We start from the raw sequence: 26,119 nt of genomic DNA, 5'->3' as shown, positions 1-26,119 counted from the left end.
GCTCGACTTAATTTGAATTAACGAGATAAACGGAATTCTGCTTTTCCGTTCACAGTATATGGAGACAATGAAATCTGTTCATTATTAAGGCTTAATGACACAGCAGAAGCATCATCAAGTCGAATCTGGAATGGAGACTCGCCTGTCAATGTTAAAGTTGCTGATTGACGACCTGTAGCCAACACTTTACCCGTACTGTCTACAATTTTCACAGAAGTTGGATGACTAAAATTTAACACCATTTGATCGCCAGAACTATTACTAGAACTATTGTTCATTGATAATATTTCAACATCAGACTGTTGTGGTTTTGCATCAGTATCACCATTTTTACTGGATGACCATTTTTGTACGCCTGCCACGACTGCCCAAATCACCGCCAAAACAGCAATCGCAATCAAAGCCCGCTTCAACCACTTTTTATTACGATCACTGTTTGAACCTGGGAGTTTCCCCATGATTTTAATCGGTGAATTATTTAATGCATGATTTGGCATTAAACCTGTATCATTTTGATAAATATCATCAAAACGTTGAATGATTGCAGTTGCATCAACTTTTAAATATTTTGCATACGAGCGATAATAGCCTTTAATAAATGTTGCTTCAGGCAAGGATTTATATTCATCTTTTTCCAAAGCCTCTAATGTTTTTAAAGGCATATTTAAGTCTGTAGCGACGGTTTTAATATCACGTTGCTGTGAAATACGAACTTGGCGTAAATACTCGCCCGGACGCTGAACATTTCCTAAACCATTAGGTGCTACGTTTGAACCAGTAGGTTGCTGTGAATTAGGATTTACTTCCATACGGCCTCAGTACTGTACTGTAATTGCAAATAACGTTGATATTCTCGGCTCTCAGGGAAAAGCGCACGTAATTGATTGACCAATACTTGCGATCCCATCTGATCACCATTCGCTCTAGCGATACGAATTCCGATCCAAAGTGCTCTTGGGTCTTGATTTTTCTGACCCACTAAACGTACAAACTGCTCATAAAGTTGACTTGCTTGAGCGGTTTGTTGTTTTAAATATAATAGTTCTGCCAACTCGATTAAAGCGATATCCGAATCTCGATTCACTTGCAGGGTCTGCTTGAATGTTTTTTCAGCATTCTCTTTATCGCCCACAATCATATAGACTTTGCCGAGATTTTCCAAAGCTTTGTAGCGTTGGTCATAGCCTAAACTCGTCCCTGCAAGTTTGAGTTGTTCAATCGCATCATTATAACGCTTCATCAAATATAAGTAAGTCCCATAATTATTACGGGCTTGTGCATTGTCAGGATCACGGGAAATGGCACGTTTAAAATAGCTTTCAGCTTTGTCCATGCTGACTTTACTGCCTTCTTGTTGCAGTAAAACCCCCATCATCATATTTGCAGTTGAATCACCTGAATCTATTTCCAAAGCTTGATCAAGTGAACGTTTTGCAGCATCTAAATCACGTGTTCGAATATATTCAGCAGCCAATTGAGTACGTACTTTCACTGATTTTTCAGGGTCTTTTTGCAAAACTGTCCCTGTTTGTGTGGTTTGACATGCTTGTGTCAATAAAGCAGTGCAACAGATCGCCACAATTGCGCCTGTTTTTTTGTACATTTTATTTCTCAAAGCCTGATCCCCATATTTAATTTTTTAAAATGGTCAACCTTGTGAGCGCAAAATCTCATTTTGCTGCGCCACTTTCTTTTTCCATTGTTCTGCACGGCGAGTACGGTCAGCCACTTGACCAACCAATTGACCACACGCAGCATCGATATCATCACCACGTGTCTGACGAATCGTACACACAAATCCCGCATCAGACAAAGTTTTTTGAAAAGAAATAATACGATTACGGCTTGAGCGACCATAAGGTGCATGAGGAAATGGATTAAACGGAATTAAATTAATTTTACTTGGTAAGTTTTTCAATAACTTAATCATTTGCTGTGCATGTTCAGGATGATCATTTACACCATCCAACATGACATATTCAATAGTTACATGCTTACGAGAGCTTTCATTACCATCTTTAGTAATATAACGCTGACATGCTGCAATCAATTGTTCTAATGGATATTTTTTATTAATTGGTACAAGTTCGTTACGAAGCTCATCATTTGGCGCATGTAACGAAATCGCCAAAGCAACATCAATATCTTGTGCTAATTGATCAATTTTTGGCACAACACCTGATGTAGATAGTGTTACACGACGTTTCGACATACCATATGCAAAGTCATCTAACATGATATTCATCGAACTTAGCACAGCATCATAGTTGAGTAATGGTTCACCCATCCCCATCATCACCACATTGGTCACTGAACGCTCACGCTCTGCAACGGGCACTTCTTCCATATAAGAATAATTTGCCATCCACAACTGACCAATGATTTCTGCTGGAGTTAGATCACGCTGAAAACCTTGCTTACCTGTCGAGCAGAATGAACAATCCAAAGCACAGCCTACTTGTGATGAAATACACAAGGTTTTACGTGAGCCTGTCTTATCTTCTGCAGGAATCAATACGGTTTCAACCAGTGAGCCTTCACCTTCGCCTACTCGGAACACCCACTTACGTGTACCATCTTTGGAGTAGTTACGATGTACCACTTCAGGTGCTTCGATCACACAAACTTTTTCTAGTTTTTCACGTAACTTTCCTGAAATATTGGTCATTTCAGCAAAATCAGTGACGAAGAATTGATGAATCCACTTCATCACCTGTCCTGCACGGAATTTTTTCTCTCCCATTTCTTCGAAGAATTTTTCCAACTGCGGACGTGACATGCCCAGTAAATTCACTTTCTGTACATGTGCTTGCTGTGCAGATTTTGATGATGCAGGCTTCTGTTCATCTTGCGTTAATGACGAAGCGACAACTTCAGAATTCATGAGTATTACCTAAAAAACATGCCAATGGGTAGGATTCGTTCAATATTCGAACATTAAAAATAAAAAAACCAGACAAGCAGTATAACACTTATCTGGTTCAGGGTCTGTTTACAATTTACAAAAGCATAGCTTTTACGTTGTTCCTCGACCCTAACGCCTCAGAATTAACGAGTACGTGGGCAAACTTCAGTTTGAGCGAAGAAGTAGTTTACTTCACGATCAGCAGAAGCTACAGAATCAGAACCGTGAGCAGCATTTTCGTCGATGCTTACAGCGAAATCTGCACGGATTGTACCAGGAGCAGCTTCTTTAGGGTTTGTAGCACCTAAGATATCACGGTGAGCAAGAACTGCATTTTCACCTTCAAGAACTGAAACAACAACAGGACCAGAAGTCATGAACGCAACTAAGTCAGCAAAGAAACCACGTTCTTTATGTTCAGCATAGAAACCTTCAGCTTCAGCTTGAGAAAGGTGTTTCATTTTAGTCGCAACGATTTTAAGACCAGCTTTTTCGAAACGAGCAAAGATGTCACCGATGTGGTTTTTAGCAACTGCATCTGGTTTTACGATAGATAAAGTACGTTCAATAGCCATTGATTGGCTCCTTAAGTCAAATTGACACGAAAATTTTGCCGCATTATACCGAATAATGCGCAATTTTCCGCTGTTTAAACTGTAAAAAAATGATTTTTTAGACAGATTGAGTTGATTTTTAGCTTGCTTCGTCAATCCAAGCCATTTGAATGGCTTCTAATAAGCCTTCAGTTGACTTTGTTGGATCATCACTAAACTCAGGCAATGCACAAATCCATGCATGTAAATCAGTAAAACGCACCCACTGCGGGTCGACATCAGGGTGAGCTTCATAAAGCTCAATTGCGATATCAATTGTATCTGTCCAACGTAAACCCATTCAGGTCATCCTATCCATAATGTATTGCTCTACTTTAGCAAAATTCATACATTTGCCAAAATAGATTTTTATTGTCCAAAATACTACGGCTTTTTATAAACTAATATTTAAGAATGGTGCAGCAACCAAAATCATACTTGCCACCGTTGCACCAATCAAAGCCCCTACAATTACATCACTTGGATAATGCAAACCCAATACCATACGTGACAATGCCACTAAAATCGTAAATGGCATCATGATAAATAGCAGCACAGGTTGAATATAACCGAGTACAACTGTTGTCATGACCGCATGTAAAGTATGCCCAGACGGGAAACTAAAATGATCCAATGGTCTCTCTCCCAAACGAATCACTTGATGCACCTGATAAGGGCGAGGACGCACCGTTTTATGTTTCAGTAGTTTATAAATACCTGTACCAATCAAAGCACTCAAAACCACATACAGTAATTTTAAGCCATACATCAAACCCTTATTTAACCAGACAATAAATAACATTGCATACCAAAATGCACCATCACCTAGTCGACTGATCACTTTAAAAAACAAAGCAATATGTTGCACATGAGATAGATTATTAAGATATAAGCAGCCTCTTAAATCTAAATCGAGTATTTTTATTTTAGTCTCTTTAAAATTCATTTTAGCTCTCCTCTCTATCCGAGATGGTTTTAAGTCACTAAAACCTGATCTTGCGTGACTTGATAAAGTGCTTGTTCAAATTGTTGTACTGCGTGCTGCCAACCAATATTTTGCACATCATGCATAGCATGTAGCCCCATATCATGCAGAATCGAGTTACTGGGTAGTTGTAAAATATTTTGGATAAATTGATCAGTTGCACCCAAAGGACACACCCAACCTGTTTGTTGATGCTTCACATAAAGTTGCGTACTTGCATAGTTATATGCCACAACAGGTAAACCACTTGCCATCGCTTCAAGTACCACATTGCCAAATGTTTCAACTTGACTGGCAAAAACAAATACATCAGCACTTGCATATGCTTCAGCAAGTTTCATACCACTCAAACTTCCTGTGAAAATGATCTGTTCAGCACCCATCATTTTTTCTAAACGCTTACGATCAGGTCCATCTCCAACAATGACAAATTTCACTTTTTTATCGTGATGATTTTTCATTGCTGCATAAGCCTCAATCAAAACATTAATTTCTTTCTCAGGAGACAAACGTCCTACATACAACAAAACTGTTGTATCTTGATCAACACCCCACGTTCGTCTCAGCTTTTCTGAGCGATGCTTTATTGAAAATTTCTCAATATCTACGCCACGTCCAACCACTTGCATCGGACAAATCACACCAAATTGACGTAATGCCTTTTCAGTATCTACACTTGGAACACAAGTCAGTTGGGTATTGTTATGAAACCACTTCAAATAATGCTGAATTGGCTTAATCAAAAATGCCAAATCAAAAAACCGACTAAACTCTTGAAATGGTGAATGAAAACCACTTGACACAGGAATATGCTTCGCTTTCGCTGCATGCAGAGCAGTAAAACCCAACGGCCCTTCAGTCACGATATGAATAACATCTGGCACAAATTCAGAAATCGCTTGTGACACTTTTAAATACTGCGGCCAACCAAAACGCATATCAGGATATTTAGGCACAGCTTGTGCAGTGACTAAACATTCTTTATTTGGTGAAAATTCCTGACATGAATGCTTTTGTTTTGGACGAACCAATAAAATTTTATGTCCTTGTTTTTGCAAGCCTTTACATAACTGCATCAAAGACATTGCCACTCCATTAATTTCGGGTGGCCATGTTTCAGTAACAATTGCAATTTTTAGCCTTGGACGAACAAGTTTTTGAAGCGTATTTAAATTCTCAGAAATATGGTTAGGATTTTTATTTTTTTTTAAATAAAATTTAAAATAATCTGGAAATTCTTGTTGTCTATACAGTAAGGCTTCTGCGTACGTCTTGTTCATACGATCACCTATCATCTTCTCTTCATTTTTGAGTAGTTTAGGTTTTCTTTTTTACACTTAGATGATGATGCAATGACGTTTTGCTTACAGTGAATTAGTGCTTTGTTAAATTAAACTCTAAAATTGCATAAAATTCTTCATTGCGAACAGATTGAATTTGACGATGATTAAACATCATACGTATACATTCAGCAAAAGTCCCCTCTGTATTCGTCCAATTTTCTAACATCACCCCATTCTGATCAACTTTAGATATAATTTCAAAAGAAGTCCCTTGATAAAATTGTGCACAAAAACCAATAGAGTTAGATAATGGCTGTGCGTAAGATTGATTTAACTGCGATTTCTCAACTTCCGTCAAACTATTTTCATATTCAATCGCTTGCTGCTTAAGCACTTCATAATCTACATTTTTTGCTTGAAGACTTGCTGTCATAAAAGTTGAAAATATAATAAAAAGCATTTTTTTCATAAAAAGTTATTCCTACAAAATTACAATTTTCAAATACAAAACCAAATAACAAGTCATAAAAAATGATGAATTTTTATATTCATCCAGAATCCTCAACAAACTTATCTCTATAAGATCATTAATATTTCATCATAGTGAATATTTTAAGCCCTAACAATATTGATGATTTAAACTAGATTCTATTTAATAAACCATTAGTGACTTGATAAATTCGATCACCACCAAAATCAATTTGCTGCTTTTCACCATGTAAATTTGGGAAACCTATGATTTTTTCAAGCTGTGGTGAACGCTGGAATTTCCCAGTTTTCGGGTTATACATCCAGTAAATATAACGCTTATCTTCCACTGAATACGACTGTGAAATATCAGACAAAATCACATCATAATAACCATCAAAGTTAATATCCATATAGCCAATACTTTTTGGATATGCCACAAATCCCGTGAGAGATTGAATGGTTTGATTTGTACTTTTATTAATCACATCAACACGCTGTAATGGTGCTCCATAAGGTGTATTTTCATTACCACTATAAAATTTAAACACAAAAGATGGCTTATTACTCACTTTTACAGCGGGCTCAAATTGGATATTTTTACCAAAAGTATCCGTGCTTTCCGAGAGCAAAGTTTTAAAATAACCTGTATTTGCATTTAAAGTTCCCGTCAGTTGATAAGCACCATTTTCAGTTGCATCAGTTTCCGAATTCACAGACTTTAAAGTGAGTTGATCCGCTTTTTGTAGCCCTTTGAATGCAATATTTTTATTTTCTACCAAGTCTGTCAGCACAGCATGCGGATTCCAAATCCCTGCATAAAGGCTTAAAAAATAACGTCCTTCTGTAGAGCGCAGCATACGTTGCATAGACACACGCACATCATTCAATGGCTTGACTGCATTTGTGTTTTGCACAGTTTCAGCATGATTAAGACTCGAAAAAGTCAGTGCCGCAAGACTTAAAAATATTTTAAATTTCATAATTTCACCACATGAACGTATGCAGAAAATAATGTGTAATTTATCACAAAAAAAAGCCCACTCAATAGAGTAGGCTCTTAAAATCAAAAAACTAAAACTTAGTTCTTTTCTTTATCTACAATCTTGTTCGCTTGAATCCATGGCACGAAAAAATGGGAAAGCACTGCTTTCCCATTTTTAAGGCACGTAATGCAACCTTAGTTCTTTTCTTTGTCTACAATCTTATTCGCTTGAATCCATGGCATCATCGCACGCAATTTACCACCAGTCACTTCGATACCGTGAGCTGCGTTTTGACGACGACGAGCTGTCATAGAAGGATAGTTCAACGCACCTTCTTGGATGAACATTTTCGCATATTCACCAGATTGGATACGTTTAAGTGCATTACGCATCGCTTCACGAGACTGTTCGTTGATCACTTCAACACCAGTTACATATTCGCCATATTCAGCATTGTTTGATACTGAATAGTTCATGTCCGCGATACCGCCTTCGAACATCAAATCAACGATCAATTTAAGTTCGTGTAAGCATTCGAAATACGCCATTTCTGGTGCATAACCTGCTTCAACCAAAGTCTCGAAGCCCATTTTAACCAATTCAACTGCACCACCACAAAGAACTGCTTGCTCACCAAATAAATCAGTTTCAGTTTCTTCACGGAAAGAAGTTTCGATGATACCCGTACGACCACCACCTACACCTGAAGCATAAGAAAGTGCAACGTTACGTGCATTACCAGAAGCATCTTGATGGATCGCGATTAAGTCAGGAACACCTGAACCACGTTGGAATTCTGAACGTACAGTGTGACCAGGTGCTTTTGGTGCAACCATGATTACATCAAGGTCAGCACGTGGAACAACTTGGTTATAAAGAACAGAGAAACCATGAGCAAATGCTAAAGTTGCACCTTGCTTGATGTTTGGCTCAATCACGTCACGGTAAAGTTGTGATTGGAATTCATCTGGAGTCAAGATCATTACTAAATCAGCTTGAGCAACAGCAGCAGGAACTTCAGACACTTTAAGACCTGAATTTTCAGCTTTTTTCCAAGAAGTAGAACCTGCACGTAAACCTACAGTTACATCAACGCCAGAATCTTTAAGGTTAAGCGCATGTGCATGACCTTGTGAACCGTAACCGATGATTGCTACTTTTTTGCCTTGGATGATAGATAAGTCTGTGTCTTTATCGTAAAAAATTTGCATTGCTGTCTCCGCTAAAATGCTTTTTGTTTCCTTCAACTTAATAAGGTGCTTATGTTGTTATGCACACAATTATTAAGCCCTCTCCTTTATTTGGAGAGGATTATAGGTGAATAAATTAAATAGTTAAAACTTTTTCGCCACGTGCGATGCCAGATACACCTGAACGAACAACTTCAAGAATGGTATTTTCAGCCAATGCATCAATAAAACCATCAATCTTCTCAGTTGTTCCTGCGATTTGAATCGTATATGTCGTTGGTGTCACATCCACAACTTGTGCACGGAAAATATCTGCAGTACGTTTGATCTCAGCACGTGCTGAACCCAATGCTTTGACTTTAATCAGCATGAGTTCACGCTCAATGTGTGCACCTTCTGACAAATCAACCACTTTTACAACTTCAACCAGTTTATTCAGTTGTTTAGTGATTTGCTCAATTTTATGATCATCACCATAGGTGGTTAATGTCAAACGAGATAAAGTTGGATCTTCTGTTGGTGCAACGTTTAGAGTCTCAATGTTATAACCACGTTGAGAAAACAAACCTACTAAACGTGAAAGCGCACCTGCTTCATTTTCCATGAGTACAGAAATAATATGTCTCATTGAGTACGCTCCCCTTTATGCAACCACATATCTTTCATAGATTGACCAGCGATCAACATTGGATAAACATGCTCTGTACGATCAACCATTACGTTGATGAATACACATTTATCATTGATTGCCATTGCTTCAGCAAGTTTAGACTCAAGCTCATCCGCATGGTTAATCTCAATACCAACATGACCATATGCTTCCATCAATTTAGGGAAGTCAGGCAATGACTCAACATAAGAGCTTGAATGACGACCTTCATAGTTCATATCTTGCCATTGTTTAACCATACCTAAAGCACGGTTATTTAAGCAAAGAATTTTCACATTTAAGCCATATTGCTTACATGTAGACAGCTCTTGGATACACATCTGAATAGATGCTTCACCTGTGATACATACCACTTGCTGATCAGGGAATGCGAGTTTTGCTGCCATTGCATAAGGCAAACCCACACCCATCGTACCTAAACCACCAGAGTTCAACCATTGACGTGGACGTCTGTATTTATAATACATCGCACCAAACATTTGATGCTGACCAACATCGGAAGTAATGATGGCTTCACCATTGGTGATTTTATCTAAAGTTTCAACAACTTGCTGTGGCTTCATTGAACCATCAGTGGCTTTTTCATAGCGTAAACCATGAACTTTACGCCATTCGTTGATTTGATCCCACCAAGCAGCTATCGCTTCAGGATTAGGCTTAGACACATTCATTTGTTTCAATTGCGCCAACATTTCTTGTAACACAGGCTCTACAGCACCCACGATTGGGATGTGCGCCATAATGGTTTTAGAAATCGTTGCAGGATCAATATCAATATGAATGACTTTTGCATTTGGACAGAATTTAGCAGGATTATTGGTTACACGATCATCAAAACGTGCGCCAATACATAAAATTACGTCTGCATTATGCATCGTCATATTGGCTTCGTATGTACCATGCATACCCAACATACCAATGAACTGTGGATCATTCCCAGGGAATGCACCTAAGCCCATTAATGTATTCGTAACTGGATAACCCAAAAGATGTGCAAGCTCAGTCAATTGCTCAGAAGCATTGCCTTGAACCACACCACCACCTGTATAAATTACAGGGCGCTTAGCATTAATTAATTCATCAATCGCTTTACGAATTTGACCTGAGTGACCACGATGCGGCGGTTGATACGAACGCATTTTCACTTTTTCAGGATATTCGTAGGCAAACTTCTCTGCAGGATTTGTTGCATCTTTTGGAATATCAACAACAACAGGACCTGGACGACCTGAAGAAGCAATATAGAATGCTTTTTTAATAATCGCAGGAATTTCGCTTGCATGACGCACTTGGAAACTATGCTTCACGATTGGACGAGAAATACCGACCATATCCGTTTCTTGGAACGCATCCTCACCGATCAAATGACTTGCAACCTGACCAGACAAAATCACCATTGGGATTGAGTCCATATAAGCTGTTGCAATCGGTGTTACGGTATTGGTCGCACCAGGACCAGATGTTACGAGAACAACACCCGTCTTACCTGTGACACGTGAGTAAGCATCAGCCATATGACCTGCTGCTTGTTCATGGCGCACGAGGTAATGATTGATTTTCTCTTGTTGAAATAGCGCATCATAAATATGCAAAACTGCGCCGCCTGGGTACCCAAAAACATGTTCAACGCCTTCGTCCGCCAATGCACGAACGAGCATTTCACCACCAGATAAAAGTTCCAACGTATTCACCCTAATCTTTTTTCCACAACCCTATGGGAGACATAGTTTGTGTTTTCATTCATTGATTTGTGTGCTCTGTTATAACACACATATTTAATAGTTTTTGCAGCAATAAAAAATAAATCATCACACAGCCGTTTGGGCTGTATAAATTACTAAAAAATGTTGGGATAAACATCTTTTGGTTAGGTTCGAATTCTCGGCTTAGAGAAAACGTTATTGCTTGCTTTGATATTCTTATTCGAAGGGTGATCGAATAAAAGCATATAAAACTGTTCCAGCATTTTTGTTGTTTTAGCGAGCAAAGTCAAGGTTTCTATTCGCTTTTTTATTGATTATTTACCATACGCATTTTTTTTTAAACTATTCCTTTTTTTTTTGCTATTTTATAACTAATTTTTCAAATAGTTATAACTTAATAAATTTACGATAAAAATCTTCACTGTTTTAATTTTTTGTTTAAAATAGCATCAAGTAAAATTGCGATAACAATTCTTTGTTTTAACTGCCTTGCAAACATCGCATACTTAAAATATTGATGTATTCAACACAAATAAGGTTCAGCTATGCAAAATTTAAAAAAATTAAAAATAGGTTTGATTTCAATGACAGGATTGGTCTTAACTTTAGGTATGACCACACCAAGCTTTGCTAAAGAGTTTTATAAGTGGGTTGATAGCAATGGTTCTACACATTACTCCGAAACACCTCCACCTAGAAATGCCAAGCACAAAACGACAATAACAACTTATGGGCATAATGTTTCTAGCTCATCCGTTTCCGCACTACCTGCCAGCACAACATCAACAACAACGGATACTAAACCAACAGAAACCGCAAAACCTGATCAACAAAATGAAGCCAATGCAGCTTTACAAAAAGGTCAACTTGAGCGTGCACCACAATAATTAATCTATAAACCAGTTTCTATAAAAACCTTTCGCTTTGAAGTTTTTTATGTCTACAATTACAGTGTGATGTACTGTTTATTTATAATCATCCTTGAAAATGTCAATATTTTTTGATTCCTTGACAAAAAACAAGCAAATAACCATACATAACAAGGTCACAATAATTGGATACCACAAACCATTATAAATATTACCCGTTTGTGCAACGACAGCAAAAGAAATCGTTGGTAATAAACCTCCAAACCAACCATTTCCAATATGATAGGGCAAACTTACAGATGTATAACGAATTTTTGTCGCAAACATTTCAACCAATGCAGCCGCAATAGGTGCATAGACCATCGCAACATAGATCACTAAAATAGCCAAAATAACGACAATCAAAGGCTTATTTACCTGTGAAGACTCTGCATATGCTGGATAATGTGCAGCTTCCAATGCTGCATGAACATCTGCTTTAAATTTTGCATCCAATATATTACTGGCAGCAACTTTAGGATTTTGTGAAAACACGGATATGGCTGCTTCTACTTCTGTTAATTCATTTTTAGCAATCAACAATGCTTTTTCATCTTGTTGAGTTTGTGCATCAAATATTTTTTGCTTTACTTGTTGTTGATTTTGTTGCAATAATTTTCCTGCTAGCAAAATATCATCTTCTGAAATATTTTTAGGAGAGAAGCCCTCAATATAAGTGCTTCCCACTTTAATTTGTGCTTTTGAGCCAACAGGTAATTCTTCAATCGTATAATTTACCGAATTCGTTGCTAATAATTTTTTAGCAATATCACAACTACTCTCAAAACTTTTCCGCCCGACAGGATCAAATTGAAAAGAACACTCGGATTTATCCACACTCAACACAACAGGTGATTGCTTTAATGCCTGTGCTAGCTGTGGATTTGCTGCCTGTGTTAACATTTGAAATAATGGAATATATGTACATGCAGCAAGTAAACATCCCACTATAATGATAGGTTTACGTCCAATTTTATCTGATAAATAACCAAACAAAATGAAAAAAGGTAATCCAATCAATAGCCCATATGAAACCAATATACTTGCTGTTGCATTATCAACTTTTAAAGCTTGCGTTAAAAAATACAAACTATAAAACTGACCAGTATACCAAATTACCCCCTGCCCCATCGTTAAACCCAATAATGCCAAGATAATCAGTTTCAGATTTCCCCAGCGCCCAAAAGCCTCTCGTATAGGTGCTTTAGACAATTTTCCTGCTTCTTTTAATTTTTTAAATGCAGGGGGTTCACTCATCGTCAAACGTACCCAAATACTAATAACCAACAAAACAAAAGAAAATAAAAATGGAATACGCCATCCCCAAGTACTAAAAGCTTCCTCACCTACAACCGTGCGCACACCTAAAATGACCAATAAAGACAACAATAAACCCGTTGTTGCCGTAATCTGAATCCAAGCAGTATAAGCACCTCGGCGATATTGTGGTGCATACTCCGCCACATACGTAATCGCACCACCATACTCTCCTCCCAGTGCTAAACCTTGAATTAATCTCAAAATAATCAATATGATTGGAGCTGCAATACCAATAGAATTATAATTTGGCAATATCCCCACAAGGAAAGTTGAAATCCCCATAATGACAATCGTGATTAAAAATGTATATTTCCGCCCAACCATATCACCTAGTCGACCAAAAACTAAACCACCAAATGGTCGCACAATAAATCCAGCCGAAAATGCCAATAATGCAAAAATAAATCCTGTTGTTGCATCTAAATCTGTAAAAAATTGCTGTGCAATAATGATCGCCAAAGCACCATATAAATAGAAATCATACCATTCAAATATTGTTCCCAAACTCGAAGCAAAGATAATTTTCTTCTCTGCTTTTGTCATTTTTCTATTTAGATGATCTTGATTTATTACATCCATTAAATTTATCCTTTTTTGTTTTATAGATCAATTTTCAATCAATAATAAAAACAACTTCAACTTCTCTCTGATTTTTTATTTAACTACTCAATGATTTATATTCTTAATTTTTAAATTTTAAACACAATATTTTTGAAGTGATTTTATTATCCCTCCTAAATCAAAATTATTTTTTGAATTCTGAGCCATAAGGGCGTGGAAAGATTAACATACAAAACGCTATTTGTTATTTTTTTAAAAAATAAAAATTAACCAAAAAATTAGTAGGAATAAAAAGCATCTTTCAGAAAAAAATAAAGTGAAATACGTCACACTTTATTGTTTTCACTATTTACCTAATGTTATATAAAAAACAAAATAATAGTTTAAATTCAATAACTTAAAATAAATTAAAATAAAAATTGCTATAATAAAAAACATTATTTAAAATAGCTTAAAAATATTATGTTTTATCAAAACTAAAATCACGGGGAAGTGATTACAATAATTCATCAAGGATTAATATTAAATGAATCAAAAACAAATTAATTCCTCAACTATTTTGAAAAAATCTAGTAAGGGACGAGAAATTCTTTCTAGTCATGCTGCTGAATTAAGTAGAGCTGAACGTAATGTTCTCATTATTGCTAATGATAAACTCACAGTAAAAGAAATTGTTTTAATGCTCAGTATTCCTTTTAGTACTATCGATACTTTATTAGAAAAACAATTTTTAGAAATTTCAGACTGGGGCGAAAATGTAGCCACAATTTCTACACCTCAAAACTCAGAACTACCATTACAAATTTCTAATAAGTTAAATATTGAATTACCCTTGTTAGAAAATAGTAGTTCTTTTCATCGCACTTATGCCTTTCTATCTATACAAATACCTGAATTTTTCGGTTTATTATCTTTCACACAAATTCTTAAATTAGAAAAAGCCAGTGATCTAAATGAACTAAAACCTCTTATTCAAAACCTACTCAGCAAAATAGAAAAAAAGCATGGTGTATTAGCATTTAATGCCTATCTAGAAAAATTAAACTTATTAATAAAAGATTAATCCTATTTTTATATTCAAACACTTTATTTTAACGTTTTAAATATAGAAAAATTTCTTTCTATGAATTTTAAGCCCACAGTAAAATTAACACCAACTATTTACATAAAATACCGCCTGAATAACTGACATTTAGGCAGGTTTTAAGCTATGCTGTGCAACACATTTTATCTTTGCTCTTCTTAAAATACGTTTATTGATTATGACTACTCATATTGACCCTGAATATCAAGCAAGTGCGATTGAGCCCCAAGTCCAGAAAGACTGGGAAGATCGCAAATCTTTTAAAGTTGCCGACACTGTAGAAGGTCCACGTCGTTATATCCTCTCGATGTTCCCTTACCCAAGTGGCAAACTGCATATGGGTCATGTGCGTAACTATACCATTGGCGATGTAATTAGCCGTTTCCACCGTCTCAAAGGCGAAACTGTCCTGCAACCCATGGGTTGGGATGCTTTCGGCTTGCCTGCTGAAAATGCGGCGATTGCACACCAAGTTGCTCCAGCAAAATGGACATTTGAAAATATCGCATACATGCGTGACCAATTGAAAAAGCTTGGTCTTTCAGTCGATTGGAATCGTGAATTTGCAACATGTACACCAGAATACTATCACTGGGAACAATGGTTATTTGTTCAGCTTTATAAAAAAGGCTTAATTTACCGTAAACTTTCAACGGTGAATTGGGACCCTGTAGACCAGACTGTTTTAGCAAACGAACAAGTTGAAAATGGTCGTGGTTGGCGTTCAGGTGCATTGGTTGAAAAACGTGATATTCCAATGTACTACTTCCGCATCACTGATTATGCACAAGAACTATTAGACGATTTAGATACTTTAAAAGACGGTTGGCCACAACAAGTCCTCACCATGCAACGTAACTGGATTGGTCGTTCACAAGGGATGGAAATCACTTTCCCTTCTGCACAACCTGATGTTTATGCAGATGGTTTGACGGTTTATACCACGCGTGGCGATACCTTGATGGGTGTGACTTATGTTGCAGTTGCAGCAGAACATCCGATGGCGTTAAAAGCTGCTGAAAACAACCCTACACTTAAAGCATTTATTGAAGAATGCCGTATGGGCTCAGTGGCTGAAGCTGATCTTGCCACTGCTGAAAAGAAAGGTATGGCAACAGGTCTTTCAGTTAAACATCCAATCACAGGTGAAGAAGTGCCTGTCTGGATTGCGAATTATGTGTTGATGTCATACGGTTCAGGTGCAGTCATGGCTGTTCCTGCGCATGATGAGCGTGATTTTGAGTTCGCCAATAAATACAACTTGCCAATCAAACAAGTCATCGAAAGTCGCTGTGTTAATACTGCAAATGAAGGTATTACAGGTGAAGATTTTGATTCTAAAAATTGGCAAGAATGGTATGGTTTAAAAGGCATTTGCATAAATTCAAATGAATTTGACGGTTTAGACTTCCAAGCGGCTTATGATGCGTTCCTTGCAAAATTAGAACCACAAACTTTAGCAAATGCGAAAGTTCAGTTCCGTTTACGTGACTGGGGTGTTTCTCGTCAGCGTTATTGGGGCTGTCCAATTCCAATGATCAACTGTGACAAGTGTGGTCAAGTGACTGTCCCTGAAGAGCAACTTCCTGTTGTTTTACCAACGGATGTGGTTCCAGACGGTTCAGGTAATCCACTGAACAAAATGCCTGAGTTCTACCAAACGACATGTCCATGTTGTGGTGGCGAAGCACGTCGTGAAACAGATACTCTGGATACTTTTGTAGAGTCTTCTTGGTACTATGCCCGCTATGCATCTCCAAACTTTACTGGCGGTTTGGTTAAGCCCGAAGCTGCGCAATCATGGTTGCCTGTAAATCAATACATCGGTGGTGTTGAACATGCAATCCTGCATTTACTTTATGCACGTTTCTTCCATAAATTGATGCGTGATGAAGGCGTGGTACAAGGCAATGAACCATTCACCAACTTGTTAACACAAGGCATGGTACTTGCAGACACTTACTATCGTGAGTCTGAGTCAGGCAAGAAAACTTGGTTCAACCCTGCTGACATCGACCTAGAGCGTGATGAAAAAGGTCGTATCACTTCTGCGAAATATCAAGGTGATGGTCAAGAAGTGATTGTTGGCGGTCAAGAGAAAATGTCGAAATCGAAAAATAACGGTATCGACCCACAAGCAATTATTGATCAATACGGTGCAGATACTGCACGTGTATTCATGATGTTTGCTGCACCACCAGATCAATCTCTTGAATGGTCAGATGCTGGTGTTGAGGGTGCAAACCGTTTCTTAAAACGTGTTTGGCGTTTAACCACTGGCTTCCTTGAAAAAGGCAACAATGCTGCTGCGATTGATACAGCAAAATTATCCACTGAAGCGCAAGACTTACGTCGTAAAACGCATGAAACCATCCAAAAAGTGGGTGATGACATCGAACGTCGTCATGCATTTAACACAGCCATTGCAGCGTTGATGGAGTTATTAAATGCAAACAATAAGTTTGAAGCAAAAGATGATAATGATGTGGCAGTTGCTCGTGAATCAATCATCACGTTATTAACTTTACTTGCACCATTTGCACCGCATTTAAGTCAAACTTTATTGGCTGAATTTGGTATTGATTTAACAACAGTTTTATTCCCAGCTGTGGATGAATCTGCGTTGACTCGTAATACGCAAACCATCGTGGTTCAAGTGAATGGTAAGCTTCGTGGTAAGTTAGAAGTATCTGTAGATGCATCCAAAGACGACATTTTAGCGCAAGCAAAAGCATTACCAGAAGTTCAACAATTCTTGACAGGTCCAACCAAGAAAGAAATCGTTGTACCGAATAAGTTAGTGAATTTGGTGGTTTAACGTCTTAATTTTAAATCCCTCCCACCCTCCCTTTAATAAAGGGAGGGGCTGTGCTTTCGCGAAGCATATTCTTGAGAGGAAGTCCCCCCTTTATCAAAGGGGGATTTAGGGGGATTCTTATGACGAATATAATCCTTCCCTTGCGCAGTCATACTGCTCACCTTTAAGAAGGGAAGCTTAAAAACACAAAGCCCGTTGTCATTCAACGGGCTTTGACTTTACAATCCATCCTAAGATTTTAAATTATTTTCCATTTTAGGAAAATCAGAGGACACCACATGCATTTGGTTCAACGTGTTGCAGCAGTTGTATTAACTTTGGGTCTCAGTGCAGGCTTAGTTGGTTGTGATTTCCATTTAAAAGGCAAAAACCCACAAGCAACTCCTTTGGTTTATACCAAATTAAATCTACAACTTCCGAAAAATACAGAAGATTTGGAAAATAAGCTCAGCGTTTATCTAGCTGCATCAGGTGTACAACTGAGTAATGCCAGCGATGCTTCTGTCCTACGTATTTTAGATTACAAGCCGATTCGTCATGAGCTGAATGGTCAATTGATTGAAACTTTATTGCGTTTAAGCGTGACCTTTCAAATCGAAGATCAACAAGGTAATCCGATTACTGAACCACGTACGTTGACCGCATCTCGTAGTTATCAATATGACGTTGCAACGGTCAACACTGATGATCAACAAGAAAAATATTTAAAACAAGTCATTGTTGATGATATTGCACAACAAATTAGTCGTCAGATCTCAGCCAATCGTTTGCCGAAAGCAAAATATTTACCTAATCCATCTGTACCGCAAACTGCGCAATAATCTAATTGAATTATGAAACTTGACTACCTCCAAGCCTTTAAACGTGTCAATGAAGCCCGTGGGGCTTGGATTATGTACGGTCAAGAGCCGTTATTAGAACAAAACTTACTTGATGCATTTCGTCAAAGTTGGAATCGTCAAGAAATTGAACGTCAACGTTATGATTTAACCAGTGTAGCGGATTGGAAGCATGTATTTAATGCGCTCAATAGCTTATCTTTATTTTCTCAACATTTAGCGATTGAAGTACATGGTAATATCAAACCCGATGCCAATGGACTAAAACAACTCAAACAATATATTCAACATAATGAGCATAATTTATTGCTCATTGTGATGCCCAAACAAGACAGTAACAGCCTAAAATCAAGTTTCTTTCAAACCGTTGAAGCCAATGGTGTAGTGGTACAACTCAGCGCCAATTATCCCAAAGATCGTCAACGGATTTTAGCGATTGAAGCAGATCAATTGGGTATTCAACTGGATCAAGATGCTTGGGCTTGGCTTGAGCAGCATCATGAACATAATTTATTGGCTGCAAAAAACAGCTTAATGCGTGTTGCTGATACATTTCCCGAACAAAAACAGATCAAAATTGAACATTTATATGAATGCTTGCAGGATCAATCACGTTATAGCAGTTTCGATCTAAGTGATGCAATTTTGGCAGGAAATTTTGCTCAAACAGTCAAAATTTTAAATTATCTAATTGAATCAGGTGAAGCAGCAAGCTTGTTGTTATGGACGATCAGCAAAGAAATGCGTCTATTGATGCAACTGTATGAACAACCACAAAATGCCTTACAACTTGGGATTTGGAAAACTAAAATTGCCAATTATCAAGATGCTTTACGCCGTTTGAATCCACATACATTTTTATTATGGCCTGCATTATTACTGAGAATTGATGCCTCCATCAAAGGTTTAGGACATGAAAACCCTGAACATCTGATCCAGCAAGCTGTTGCTCTATTGTGTGGAAAAACCTTATTTAATATTGCCCCATGAAGCCTTTTAAAACTGTTAATTTTCTCTAAAATATTCATACTTTTGAATAGTTTAAATTCTATTATGGCTTCAATAAAAAAACGTGCTGAAAGCAAAGTTTCAACACGTTTTAAAACAACCAAAATTTATTTACATTTCTGCTGTTCAAGTTGCTGTTGTGTTATTTTCTGCTCAAACTGTCCACCTAAAATCAAATTGCGATGTTCAGGTTTATAAATATTTGGCGATGAGATAGCAACTTTGAGCTGCCCTGTTGTATTTGGCAAGAAGATTTGACCATAATCGCCTTTTGCTTCAACACCTTGCTGATTCAAATTACTCAACATCACTTTTACAAATGCTGTTGCGCCAAATCCTGTCGTACCATAAGGCTGATAAATAAATAGTTTTGACTGATCTTGCTGTAAATATTGCTGATCCAGTGAAAAATTCACATCAAAATTTTTCGGATGTGTATAACATTTGGCATTAGAATCATAATGGTAGACATTAAATTTACCATTTTCAGTGATTTGTGTATAAGCTATTTTTGCGTCATCACTGGTTTTCACTATGCCTGCAACACTTCGTGCATCAACCAAAGCGGGGTGAATCATTTTCTTTAAACGAGCCTGATCAGTGCTACACACTTTTTGTTGAAGTGCCGCAACAGTCAAATTCGATTTTGCAAATGGGAATAAGACCCAATTTTTCGTTCCATAATTAATATCAGCAGGCATATTATTCATATAACGAGCTAATGCACCGTCATTATGTAAATAATCTAAGTTTTGATCAAATTGATACTCAACACCATTTACACTGATAAAATATGTTTTCGACTCAGGCTGTTTTTTATAAATTTCCTTGCCTTGTAATGTCCAGTTTGGTGTACCTACTTCTGGTAAGCCATAACAGTTTTGTGCATTTAACAAGTTTTTGCTATAAAAACTGCTGTTTTTATCATTCAAAATGGTCATCACGCCATCTTGATCAATCCACAAATATTGTTGAATTTTTTCCAATTTGGTAATTTGATAAGACAGCTCATACACACCACTCAATTCAGATACATCAATATGGCTATAGACTGATTTTTCAATCGGTGCAATCGCTGTTTTGCTCTGACTTAAATTTCCAGCCAAGTCTTCTGCTTGCACTTCAATAGATTCACCTTGAATACGTGCAGGAATCTCTAACTGAAATTGTCCTAAAGTATTGGAAATTAAAGGTGCACCATTGACAAGTTGCTGATCCGCTTTCACTTTAATCAACATGCCTGCTTCAGTTTGACCTGAAATTAAGCTTTGATCGGAAATACCCACATTTTGCGTATCTACATTTTTGAGTTCAATTTTTTCTAAAGTAGGCGCTGTACGATCAATTGTGACTTGTATGATATTACTACTTACAGTTTGACCTGCGGCATCTTTGAGCACTACTTTGAACTGATATGTGCCATCCGCCAACTGTTGCTGTTTATCTGAAGTATTCGTCCATGTTTTGCCTAAGTCTTTAGATACCTGATAGCTTGTTTGACTATAGGTAAAATCAGCTTTAACTGCTAAGTTAAAATTATGATCTTGTGTAATAAAGTCTGTTTTCACGCGCCCTGTATCTTCAAAGTCATTTAGACTAAGAACTACATTTTTTGCAATAGGTTGTTGAGTTGTATCAGAAGATCCTCCGCCGCCACATGCACTTAGTGTAATCGCAACTAAAGAAGCCCCTGTAAGTTTCAATAAATTTTTACGCATATTCCCCTCTGTTTTTGACTTTAATTCTTATGCCTTAGCATGCTAGATATTTTATTAATTTTGTCAATTAAAATTTTAAAATCATACAGTTAAATTGAACAATAATCATTATCATATTCAAGAAAATTAAATGCTTTCTTAATCGCTATTTTGTATCCTAGCTTGTCGTTGAAATACCTTACAAAAAAGCGTCATTATTTTTATGTATTAAAATTTGGAAAATCGCTTAATAATGGAATTAATTATCATTTAGCTTTGTGAAAAAAATTCACTATTTATCCTTATTTACATCTTATAATTTAACCAATTATCTTATTTCTCCTTTGACCATCATGCCAAAAATAAAGCTGTCCAAAATCATTTTCATTATGGTCTGCATCACGATCATTGCTGCAATCGCTTGGTTTATGCTAAAACCGAAAGAAACCCCACCCCAATTTATCAGTGCAGAAGTCACACGTGGTGATATTGAAAATTCTGTATTGGCAACAGGTGATCTTGAAGCGACTAAAATGGTCAGCGTTGGTGCTCAGGTTTCAGGTCAGGTGAAAAAGATGTATGTACAACTTGGCGACCAAGTCAAACAGGGACAATTGATTGCGCAAATTGATTCTGTACGTCAAGAAAATGATTTAAAAACAGCAGAAGCTAATATTAAAAATCAACAAGCGCAACTGGCAACCAAACAAGCGACCTTAACAAAAGTTGAAGCTGAATATAACCGCCAAAAAAATATGTATGCACAAGATGCTACCTCTAAAGCTGAATATGAAAGTGCGCTTGCTGCATTTAAAACAGCACAAGCGGATATTGCAGCAATGAATGCACAGATTGAACAATCTCGCTTAACCCTTGCCACCACTAAAGAAGACCTTGGTTATACCCGTATTGTTGCACCCATGAATGGAACAGTAGTTGCAATCGTGACTGAAGAAGGTCAAACGGTAAATGCTAATCAAAGTGCGCCAACCATTGTGAAATTAGCACAACTTGACACCATGACCATTAAATCTCAGATTTCTGAAGCAGATGTGATGAAGGTCGAAGAAGGTCAAAAAGTCTATTTCACCACTTTGGGGGATAGTGAGAAAAAACGCTACGCAACTTTACGCCAAGTTGAACCTGCACCTGAATCAATTAACACAGAAACTTCGAACAGTTCTTCATCATCGTCAAGTACTGCGGTTTACTACAATGCTTTGTTTGATGTACCGAATGAAGATGGCAAATTACGCATCGACATGACAGCACAGGTTTATATCATTTTGGCTGAAGCTAAAAATGTACTGACTGTACCTGCATCTGCATTACAGAATTCAAATCGCCCACAACGTAGTGCAAATGCAGCGCAACGTACATCAGAAAATAAACCTAGCGCAGGCAAAGACCAAGCCAATCCTGACCGTCCACAACGCTTAGAACTCACTGCAGATGAGAAAGCCTTAGTTGATCAAGGTAAAGCCTCTGTATCTGTGGTACGTGTTGTACAAGCGGATGGTACAGCCAAACGCCAACAAGTTTTAGTCGGCTTAAATAACCGTGTAACTGCGGAAATTAAGCGTGGTTTGAAACAAGGTGATCAAGTGGTGATTGCTGATGGTTCAGACACCAGTAATGATGCAGCAAAACGTAGTAACCGAGGCGGAATGAGATTTTAATCATGAATCAGACTCAACAACCTCTGCTTGAGGTGAATAATCTGATCCGTGAATTTCCCGCTGGTGATTCGACTGTTCAGATTTTAAAAGGCATCGACTTAAAGATTTATGCAGGTGAATTGGTTGCCATCGTTGGGCAATCAGGTTCTGGTAAGTCAACCTTAATGAATATCTTAGGTTGTTTGGATAAACCAACATCTGGAAGTTATAAAGTCAAAGGGCGTGAAACAGGTCAATTAGAGCCTGATGAACTGGCGCAGTTACGCCGTGAATATTTTGGTTTTATCTTCCAACGTTATCATTTATTGGGTGATATCAATGCAGCAGCCAATGTGGAAGTTCCTGCAATTTATGCAGGGGTCAATCCAACTGCTCGCCAAGAACGCTCAAAAGAATTACTGACTGAGTTAGGCTTAGCTGAAAAAACTCAAAATCGCCCTAATCAGCTTTCAGGTGGTCAGCAGCAACGTGTGTCTATTGCCCGTGCCTTGATGAATGGTGGTGATGTGATCCTTGCCGATGAACCCACAGGTGCATTGGATAAGAACAGTGGTGTTGAGGTTATGCGTATTTTACGTGAACTGAATGCCAAAGGTCATACCATCATCCTCGTTACCCATGATATGAATGTAGCAAAAAATGCGACACGTATCATTGAAATCAGCGATGGGAATATCATTGCTGATACACCAAACACTCCTGAAACTGAAGTCATTCAGCATCCAGAAGCTTCTCTCGATGGGATTGAAAAACAGAAAAAATCTTCTGCATGGCGTGCTGCGCTAGATCGTTTTAGTGAAGCATTCCGCATGGCATTATTGGCAATGAATGCGCATCGTATGCGGACATTCTTGACCATGCTGGGGATTATTATCGGGATTGCTTCTGTGGTGTCCGTTGTCGCACTAGGTAATGGCTCACAAAAACAAATTTTGGAAAATATTAGCAGTTTAGGCACCAATACCATTACGGTATTCCAAGGTCGAGGCTTTGGTGATAACTCCAAAACCGCCCAAGTCAAAACCCTCATCCCTGCCGATGCTGAAGCTTTAGCAGAACAACCCTATGTTGAAGGTGTCAGTCCCTCAGTCAATTCAAGCCTAACAGGGCGCTTCAAAGACACTGAAGCTGCGATCACAGTCAATGGTGTCAGTAGTGACTTTTTTGATGTTAAAGGGATGACCTTTAGTGCAGGACAAGCGTTTGATAAACATAGCGTAACGCAACGTGCACAAGATGTAGTGATTGACTCCAATACGCAAAATACCTTTTTTGCGGATGGCACGAATCCTGTAGGACAAGTGATTTTATTGGGGACCGTACCAAGTCGAATTATCGGGGTGATTGATGCGCAAAAAGGCATGATGAGCTCAGACAGCTTAAATGTTTATTTGCCATACTCAACTGTGATGAGCCGTATGTTGGGGCAGTCTAATGTACGTAGCATTATTGTACGTATTAAAGATGAATATCCAACCGCAGTCGCAGAAAATGCCATTCTCAGTTTGCTTGAGCAACGTCATGGCGCACAAGATGTATTCACACAAAACTCTGACAGTATTCGAGAAACGATTGAACAAACCACTGCAACCATGACCTTATTAGTGTCTGCTATTGCCGTGATTTCCTTAGTCGTGGGAGGGATTGGGGTGATGAATATCATGCTCGTTTCTGTGACTGAGCGTACACAGGAAATTGGTGTGCGTATGGCTGTAGGTGCACGACAAAGCGATATTTTGCAACAATTCCTCATTGAAGCGATTTTGGTTTGTATCTTAGGTGGGATTTTAGGGGTGCTACTATCTTTGGGAATCGGACAAGTGATTAGCCATTTTGCAGGTGATAGTTTCCAAATGGCATACTCGACCACTTCAATCATTGCAGCTTTCGTTTGCTCAACATTAATCGGTGTGGTGTTTGGTTTTATCCCTGCCCGCAATGCAGCTCAACTCGACCCTGTCGATGCCCTCTCACGTGAATAAAGAGAATAAGGAAAATATGATGCAAATGAATTTAACCAAACTTGCAACTGCCTTCATTCTTGCAAGTTCTTTGGTCGGCTGTGCGGCTGTAGTCAAAACTCCATATGAAGCTCCTACGGTTAATATTCCAAATCAGTTGCTTATAGCAAAGTGAATCAACAGCAGATCCAAGCTGATTTACATGCTGATCAATGGTGGACATTATTTGGCGACACTCAACTGAATGCGTTGGTTGAACAAGTGATTGCCAAAAATGCCGATTTAGCTGTTGCAGGAATTAATTTACAAACCGCACGTTTAAGAGCAGGTTTGGCACGTGATCAACAAGGTCCTCGTGTCAGTTCAGGCGTATCTACAGGTCATTCTGTTGACTTACATTCAGGCGATGACAGTGCAAAAGGTTTATCGCTCAGTGCAGGTGTCAGCTATGAAGTTGATCTATTTGGAAAATTAGCCCGTCAAACTGAAGCTGCAAAATGGGAATCTTTAGCTACCGAGCAAGATTTACAAGCCACAGGACAAACCTTGATTGGTACAACAGCAAATCTGTATTGGCAATTAGGCTATCTCAATGAACGCTATAGCGTGGCACAACAAAGCTTAGCCACAACCCAAAAACTGTATGAGTTGGTACGCACACAGTATCGTGCAGGTGCAGTGTCAGGTTTAGATTTAACCCAAGCAGAACAATCTGTACAAAGTCAAAAAGCTAGTTTGAGCCAAATTGAACAACAGTTGGTTGAAACACGAACAGCATTGGCAGTGTTACTACAAATTCCTGTGCAACAGTTGGATATTCAAGAACCGAAAAAACTGCCACGAATCAACTTACCGAATATTGCAGCAGGTTTACCAGCAGATATTTTGTCACGTCGCCCTGACTTGAAAGCTGCTGAATTACGTTTACGTGAAGCATTGGCGAGTAAAGATGCAACCAAAGCCAGTTATTATCCTTCGATTAGTTTGACAGGTAATCTAGGCTCAAGCAGTACATCATTGTCCAATCTTTTACAAAATCCTGCCCTAACTTTAGGTGCAAGTTTAAGCCTGCCCTTCCTTCAATATAACGATATGAAGAAAGATTTAAAGATCAGTGAATTGGATTATGAAAAAGCCATTATTCAATATCGCCAAACTTTATATCAGGCATTTGCAGATACTGAAAATGCATTGTCAAATCGTACTGAGATCGACAAGCAAGTCGCCTTGCAACAACGTAATCTAGAGCTTGCGGAGAAAACTGAAAGGCTGACTTTAGTGCGTTATAAGAATGGCGCGATAGCATTAAAAAATGTCTTAGATACACAAGAAACTACACGCAATGCACGTTTGTCTTTGGTGCAAACCAAGCAAAATCAATACAATGCTTATGTGACTTTGATGCAGGCTTTAGGTGGTAGTCCAGTGAAACAATTACCGAATAGTTCAGTCAATTAGTCT

The 26,119-nt window shown here is 38.0% G+C and carries 21 protein-coding genes and 1 pseudogene; 8 read left to right on the top strand and 14 right to left on the bottom strand.

From position 1 onward, the window contains the following. Positions 1-17: 17 nt before the first annotated feature. The 12 genes from AVJ19_RS05780 to AVJ19_RS05725 form a co-directional block, all read right to left on the bottom strand. The gene (locus tag AVJ19_RS05780) at positions 18-809 is read right to left on the bottom strand and encodes a helix-turn-helix domain-containing protein (RefSeq protein WP_111858824.1); all 792 of its coding nucleotides are present in this window, start codon (positions 807-809) and stop codon (positions 18-20) included. Further along, the gene (gene pilW, locus AVJ19_RS05775; RefSeq protein ID WP_111858823.1) at positions 800-1,603 is read right to left on the bottom strand and encodes a type IV pilus biogenesis/stability protein PilW; all 804 of its coding nucleotides are present in this window, start codon (positions 1,601-1,603) and stop codon (positions 800-802) included. Before pilW ends, AVJ19_RS05780 begins: the two co-directional genes overlap by 10 nt. Positions 1,604-1,648: 45 nt before the next feature. Then, the gene (rlmN, locus tag AVJ19_RS05770; protein WP_111858822.1) at positions 1,649-2,884 is read right to left on the bottom strand and encodes a 23S rRNA (adenine(2503)-C(2))-methyltransferase RlmN; all 1,236 of its coding nucleotides are present in this window, start codon (positions 2,882-2,884) and stop codon (positions 1,649-1,651) included. Positions 2,885-3,048: 164 nt separating this feature from the next. After that, entirely contained in the window at positions 3,049-3,480 is a 432-nt protein-coding gene (gene ndk, locus AVJ19_RS05765; RefSeq protein ID WP_107008317.1) for a nucleoside-diphosphate kinase, read from the bottom strand. Between the two features lie 118 nt (positions 3,481-3,598). Continuing rightward, the gene (gene iscX, locus AVJ19_RS05760) at positions 3,599-3,799 is read right to left on the bottom strand and encodes a Fe-S cluster assembly protein IscX (protein WP_111858821.1); all 201 of its coding nucleotides are present in this window, start codon (positions 3,797-3,799) and stop codon (positions 3,599-3,601) included. Positions 3,800-3,892: 93 nt separating this feature from the next. Continuing rightward, complete coding sequence (locus tag AVJ19_RS05755; protein WP_111858820.1) at positions 3,893-4,444, bottom strand: phosphatase PAP2 family protein; 552 nt, start codon at positions 4,442-4,444, stop codon at positions 3,893-3,895. Between the two features lie 29 nt (positions 4,445-4,473). Continuing rightward, the gene (locus AVJ19_RS05750; protein ID WP_111858866.1) at positions 4,474-5,763 is read right to left on the bottom strand and encodes a glycosyltransferase family 4 protein; all 1,290 of its coding nucleotides are present in this window, start codon (positions 5,761-5,763) and stop codon (positions 4,474-4,476) included. A gap of 94 nt (positions 5,764-5,857) precedes the next feature. Then, a complete protein-coding gene (locus AVJ19_RS05745; protein WP_111858819.1) occupies positions 5,858-6,235 on the bottom strand; it encodes a hypothetical protein in 378 nt (125 codons plus the stop codon). Positions 6,236-6,407: 172 nt separating this feature from the next. Next, complete coding sequence (locus AVJ19_RS05740) at positions 6,408-7,217, bottom strand: XAC2610-related protein (protein ID WP_111858818.1); 810 nt, start codon at positions 7,215-7,217, stop codon at positions 6,408-6,410. A gap of 197 nt (positions 7,218-7,414) precedes the next feature. Next, positions 7,415-8,431 carry a ketol-acid reductoisomerase gene (ilvC, locus tag AVJ19_RS05735; RefSeq protein WP_111858865.1) on the bottom strand — a complete coding sequence of 339 codons (1,017 nt, stop codon included), beginning with the start codon at positions 8,429-8,431 and terminating at the stop codon, positions 7,415-7,417. A 115-nt stretch (positions 8,432-8,546) separates the two neighbouring features. After that, positions 8,547-9,038 (bottom strand): acetolactate synthase small subunit, encoded by a 492-nt coding sequence (ilvN, locus tag AVJ19_RS05730; protein WP_111858817.1) that lies wholly within the window; start codon positions 9,036-9,038, stop codon positions 8,547-8,549. Next, positions 9,035-10,762, bottom strand: a complete 1,728-nt coding sequence (locus AVJ19_RS05725; RefSeq protein ID WP_111858816.1) for an acetolactate synthase 3 large subunit — start codon at positions 10,760-10,762, stop codon at positions 9,035-9,037. The genes ilvN and AVJ19_RS05725 overlap by 4 nt, the downstream gene beginning before the upstream one ends. Before the next feature lie 566 nt (positions 10,763-11,328). Between AVJ19_RS05725 and AVJ19_RS05720 the strand changes: the two genes are divergently transcribed. Continuing rightward, positions 11,329-11,670 carry a DUF4124 domain-containing protein gene (locus tag AVJ19_RS05720; RefSeq protein ID WP_111858815.1) on the top strand — a complete coding sequence of 114 codons (342 nt, stop codon included), beginning with the start codon at positions 11,329-11,331 and terminating at the stop codon, positions 11,668-11,670. 78 nt (positions 11,671-11,748) lie between these two features. On the opposite strand, the gene AVJ19_RS22460 is transcribed toward AVJ19_RS05720, so the two are convergent. Further along, the gene (locus AVJ19_RS22460) at positions 11,749-13,590 is read right to left on the bottom strand and encodes an MFS transporter (protein WP_228203298.1); all 1,842 of its coding nucleotides are present in this window, start codon (positions 13,588-13,590) and stop codon (positions 11,749-11,751) included. A 508-nt stretch (positions 13,591-14,098) separates the two neighbouring features. On the opposite strand from AVJ19_RS22460, the gene AVJ19_RS05710 reads away from it, so the two are divergent. The 4 genes from AVJ19_RS05710 (at position 14,099) to holA (ending at position 19,303) form a co-directional block, all read left to right on the top strand. Continuing rightward, positions 14,099-14,635 (top strand): hypothetical protein, encoded by a 537-nt coding sequence (locus AVJ19_RS05710; protein ID WP_111858814.1) that lies wholly within the window; start codon positions 14,099-14,101, stop codon positions 14,633-14,635. 196 nt (positions 14,636-14,831) lie between these two features. After that, a complete protein-coding gene (leuS, locus tag AVJ19_RS05705) occupies positions 14,832-17,474 on the top strand; it encodes a leucine--tRNA ligase (RefSeq protein WP_171334168.1) in 2,643 nt (880 codons plus the stop codon). A 278-nt stretch (positions 17,475-17,752) separates the two neighbouring features. Continuing rightward, the gene (gene lptE / locus AVJ19_RS05700; protein WP_111858812.1) at positions 17,753-18,295 is read left to right on the top strand and encodes an LPS assembly lipoprotein LptE; all 543 of its coding nucleotides are present in this window, start codon (positions 17,753-17,755) and stop codon (positions 18,293-18,295) included. 12 nt (positions 18,296-18,307) lie between these two features. Continuing rightward, complete coding sequence (gene holA, locus AVJ19_RS05695; protein WP_111858811.1) at positions 18,308-19,303, top strand: DNA polymerase III subunit delta; 996 nt, start codon at positions 18,308-18,310, stop codon at positions 19,301-19,303. A 125-nt stretch (positions 19,304-19,428) separates the two neighbouring features. On the opposite strand, the gene AVJ19_RS05690 is transcribed toward holA, so the two are convergent. After that, positions 19,429-21,039, bottom strand: coding sequence for an Ig-like domain-containing protein (locus AVJ19_RS05690; protein ID WP_111858810.1), 1,611 nt, complete (start codon positions 21,037-21,039; stop codon positions 19,429-19,431). A 332-nt stretch (positions 21,040-21,371) separates the two neighbouring features. On the opposite strand from AVJ19_RS05690, the gene AVJ19_RS05685 reads away from it, so the two are divergent. The 3 genes and pseudogenes from AVJ19_RS05685 to AVJ19_RS05675 all read left to right on the top strand — a co-directional run bounded on the left by AVJ19_RS05685 (position 21,372) and on the right by AVJ19_RS05675 (position 26,116). Then, the gene (locus tag AVJ19_RS05685; RefSeq protein WP_111858863.1) at positions 21,372-22,697 is read left to right on the top strand and encodes a MacA family efflux pump subunit; all 1,326 of its coding nucleotides are present in this window, start codon (positions 21,372-21,374) and stop codon (positions 22,695-22,697) included. Positions 22,698-22,699: 2 nt separating this feature from the next. Then, complete coding sequence (locus tag AVJ19_RS05680) at positions 22,700-24,679, top strand: MacB family efflux pump subunit (RefSeq protein ID WP_111858809.1); 1,980 nt, start codon at positions 22,700-22,702, stop codon at positions 24,677-24,679. Positions 24,680-24,698: 19 nt separating this feature from the next. After that, positions 24,699-26,116: pseudogene (locus AVJ19_RS05675) on the top strand (efflux transporter outer membrane subunit). Positions 26,117-26,119 lie beyond the last annotated feature (3 nt).

The sequence above is a fragment of the Acinetobacter sp. CFCC 10889 genome (assembly GCF_003268395.1).
Lineage (GTDB): Bacteria > Pseudomonadota > Gammaproteobacteria > Pseudomonadales > Moraxellaceae > Acinetobacter.
This window is presented reverse-complemented; position numbering and strand designations above follow the sequence as displayed.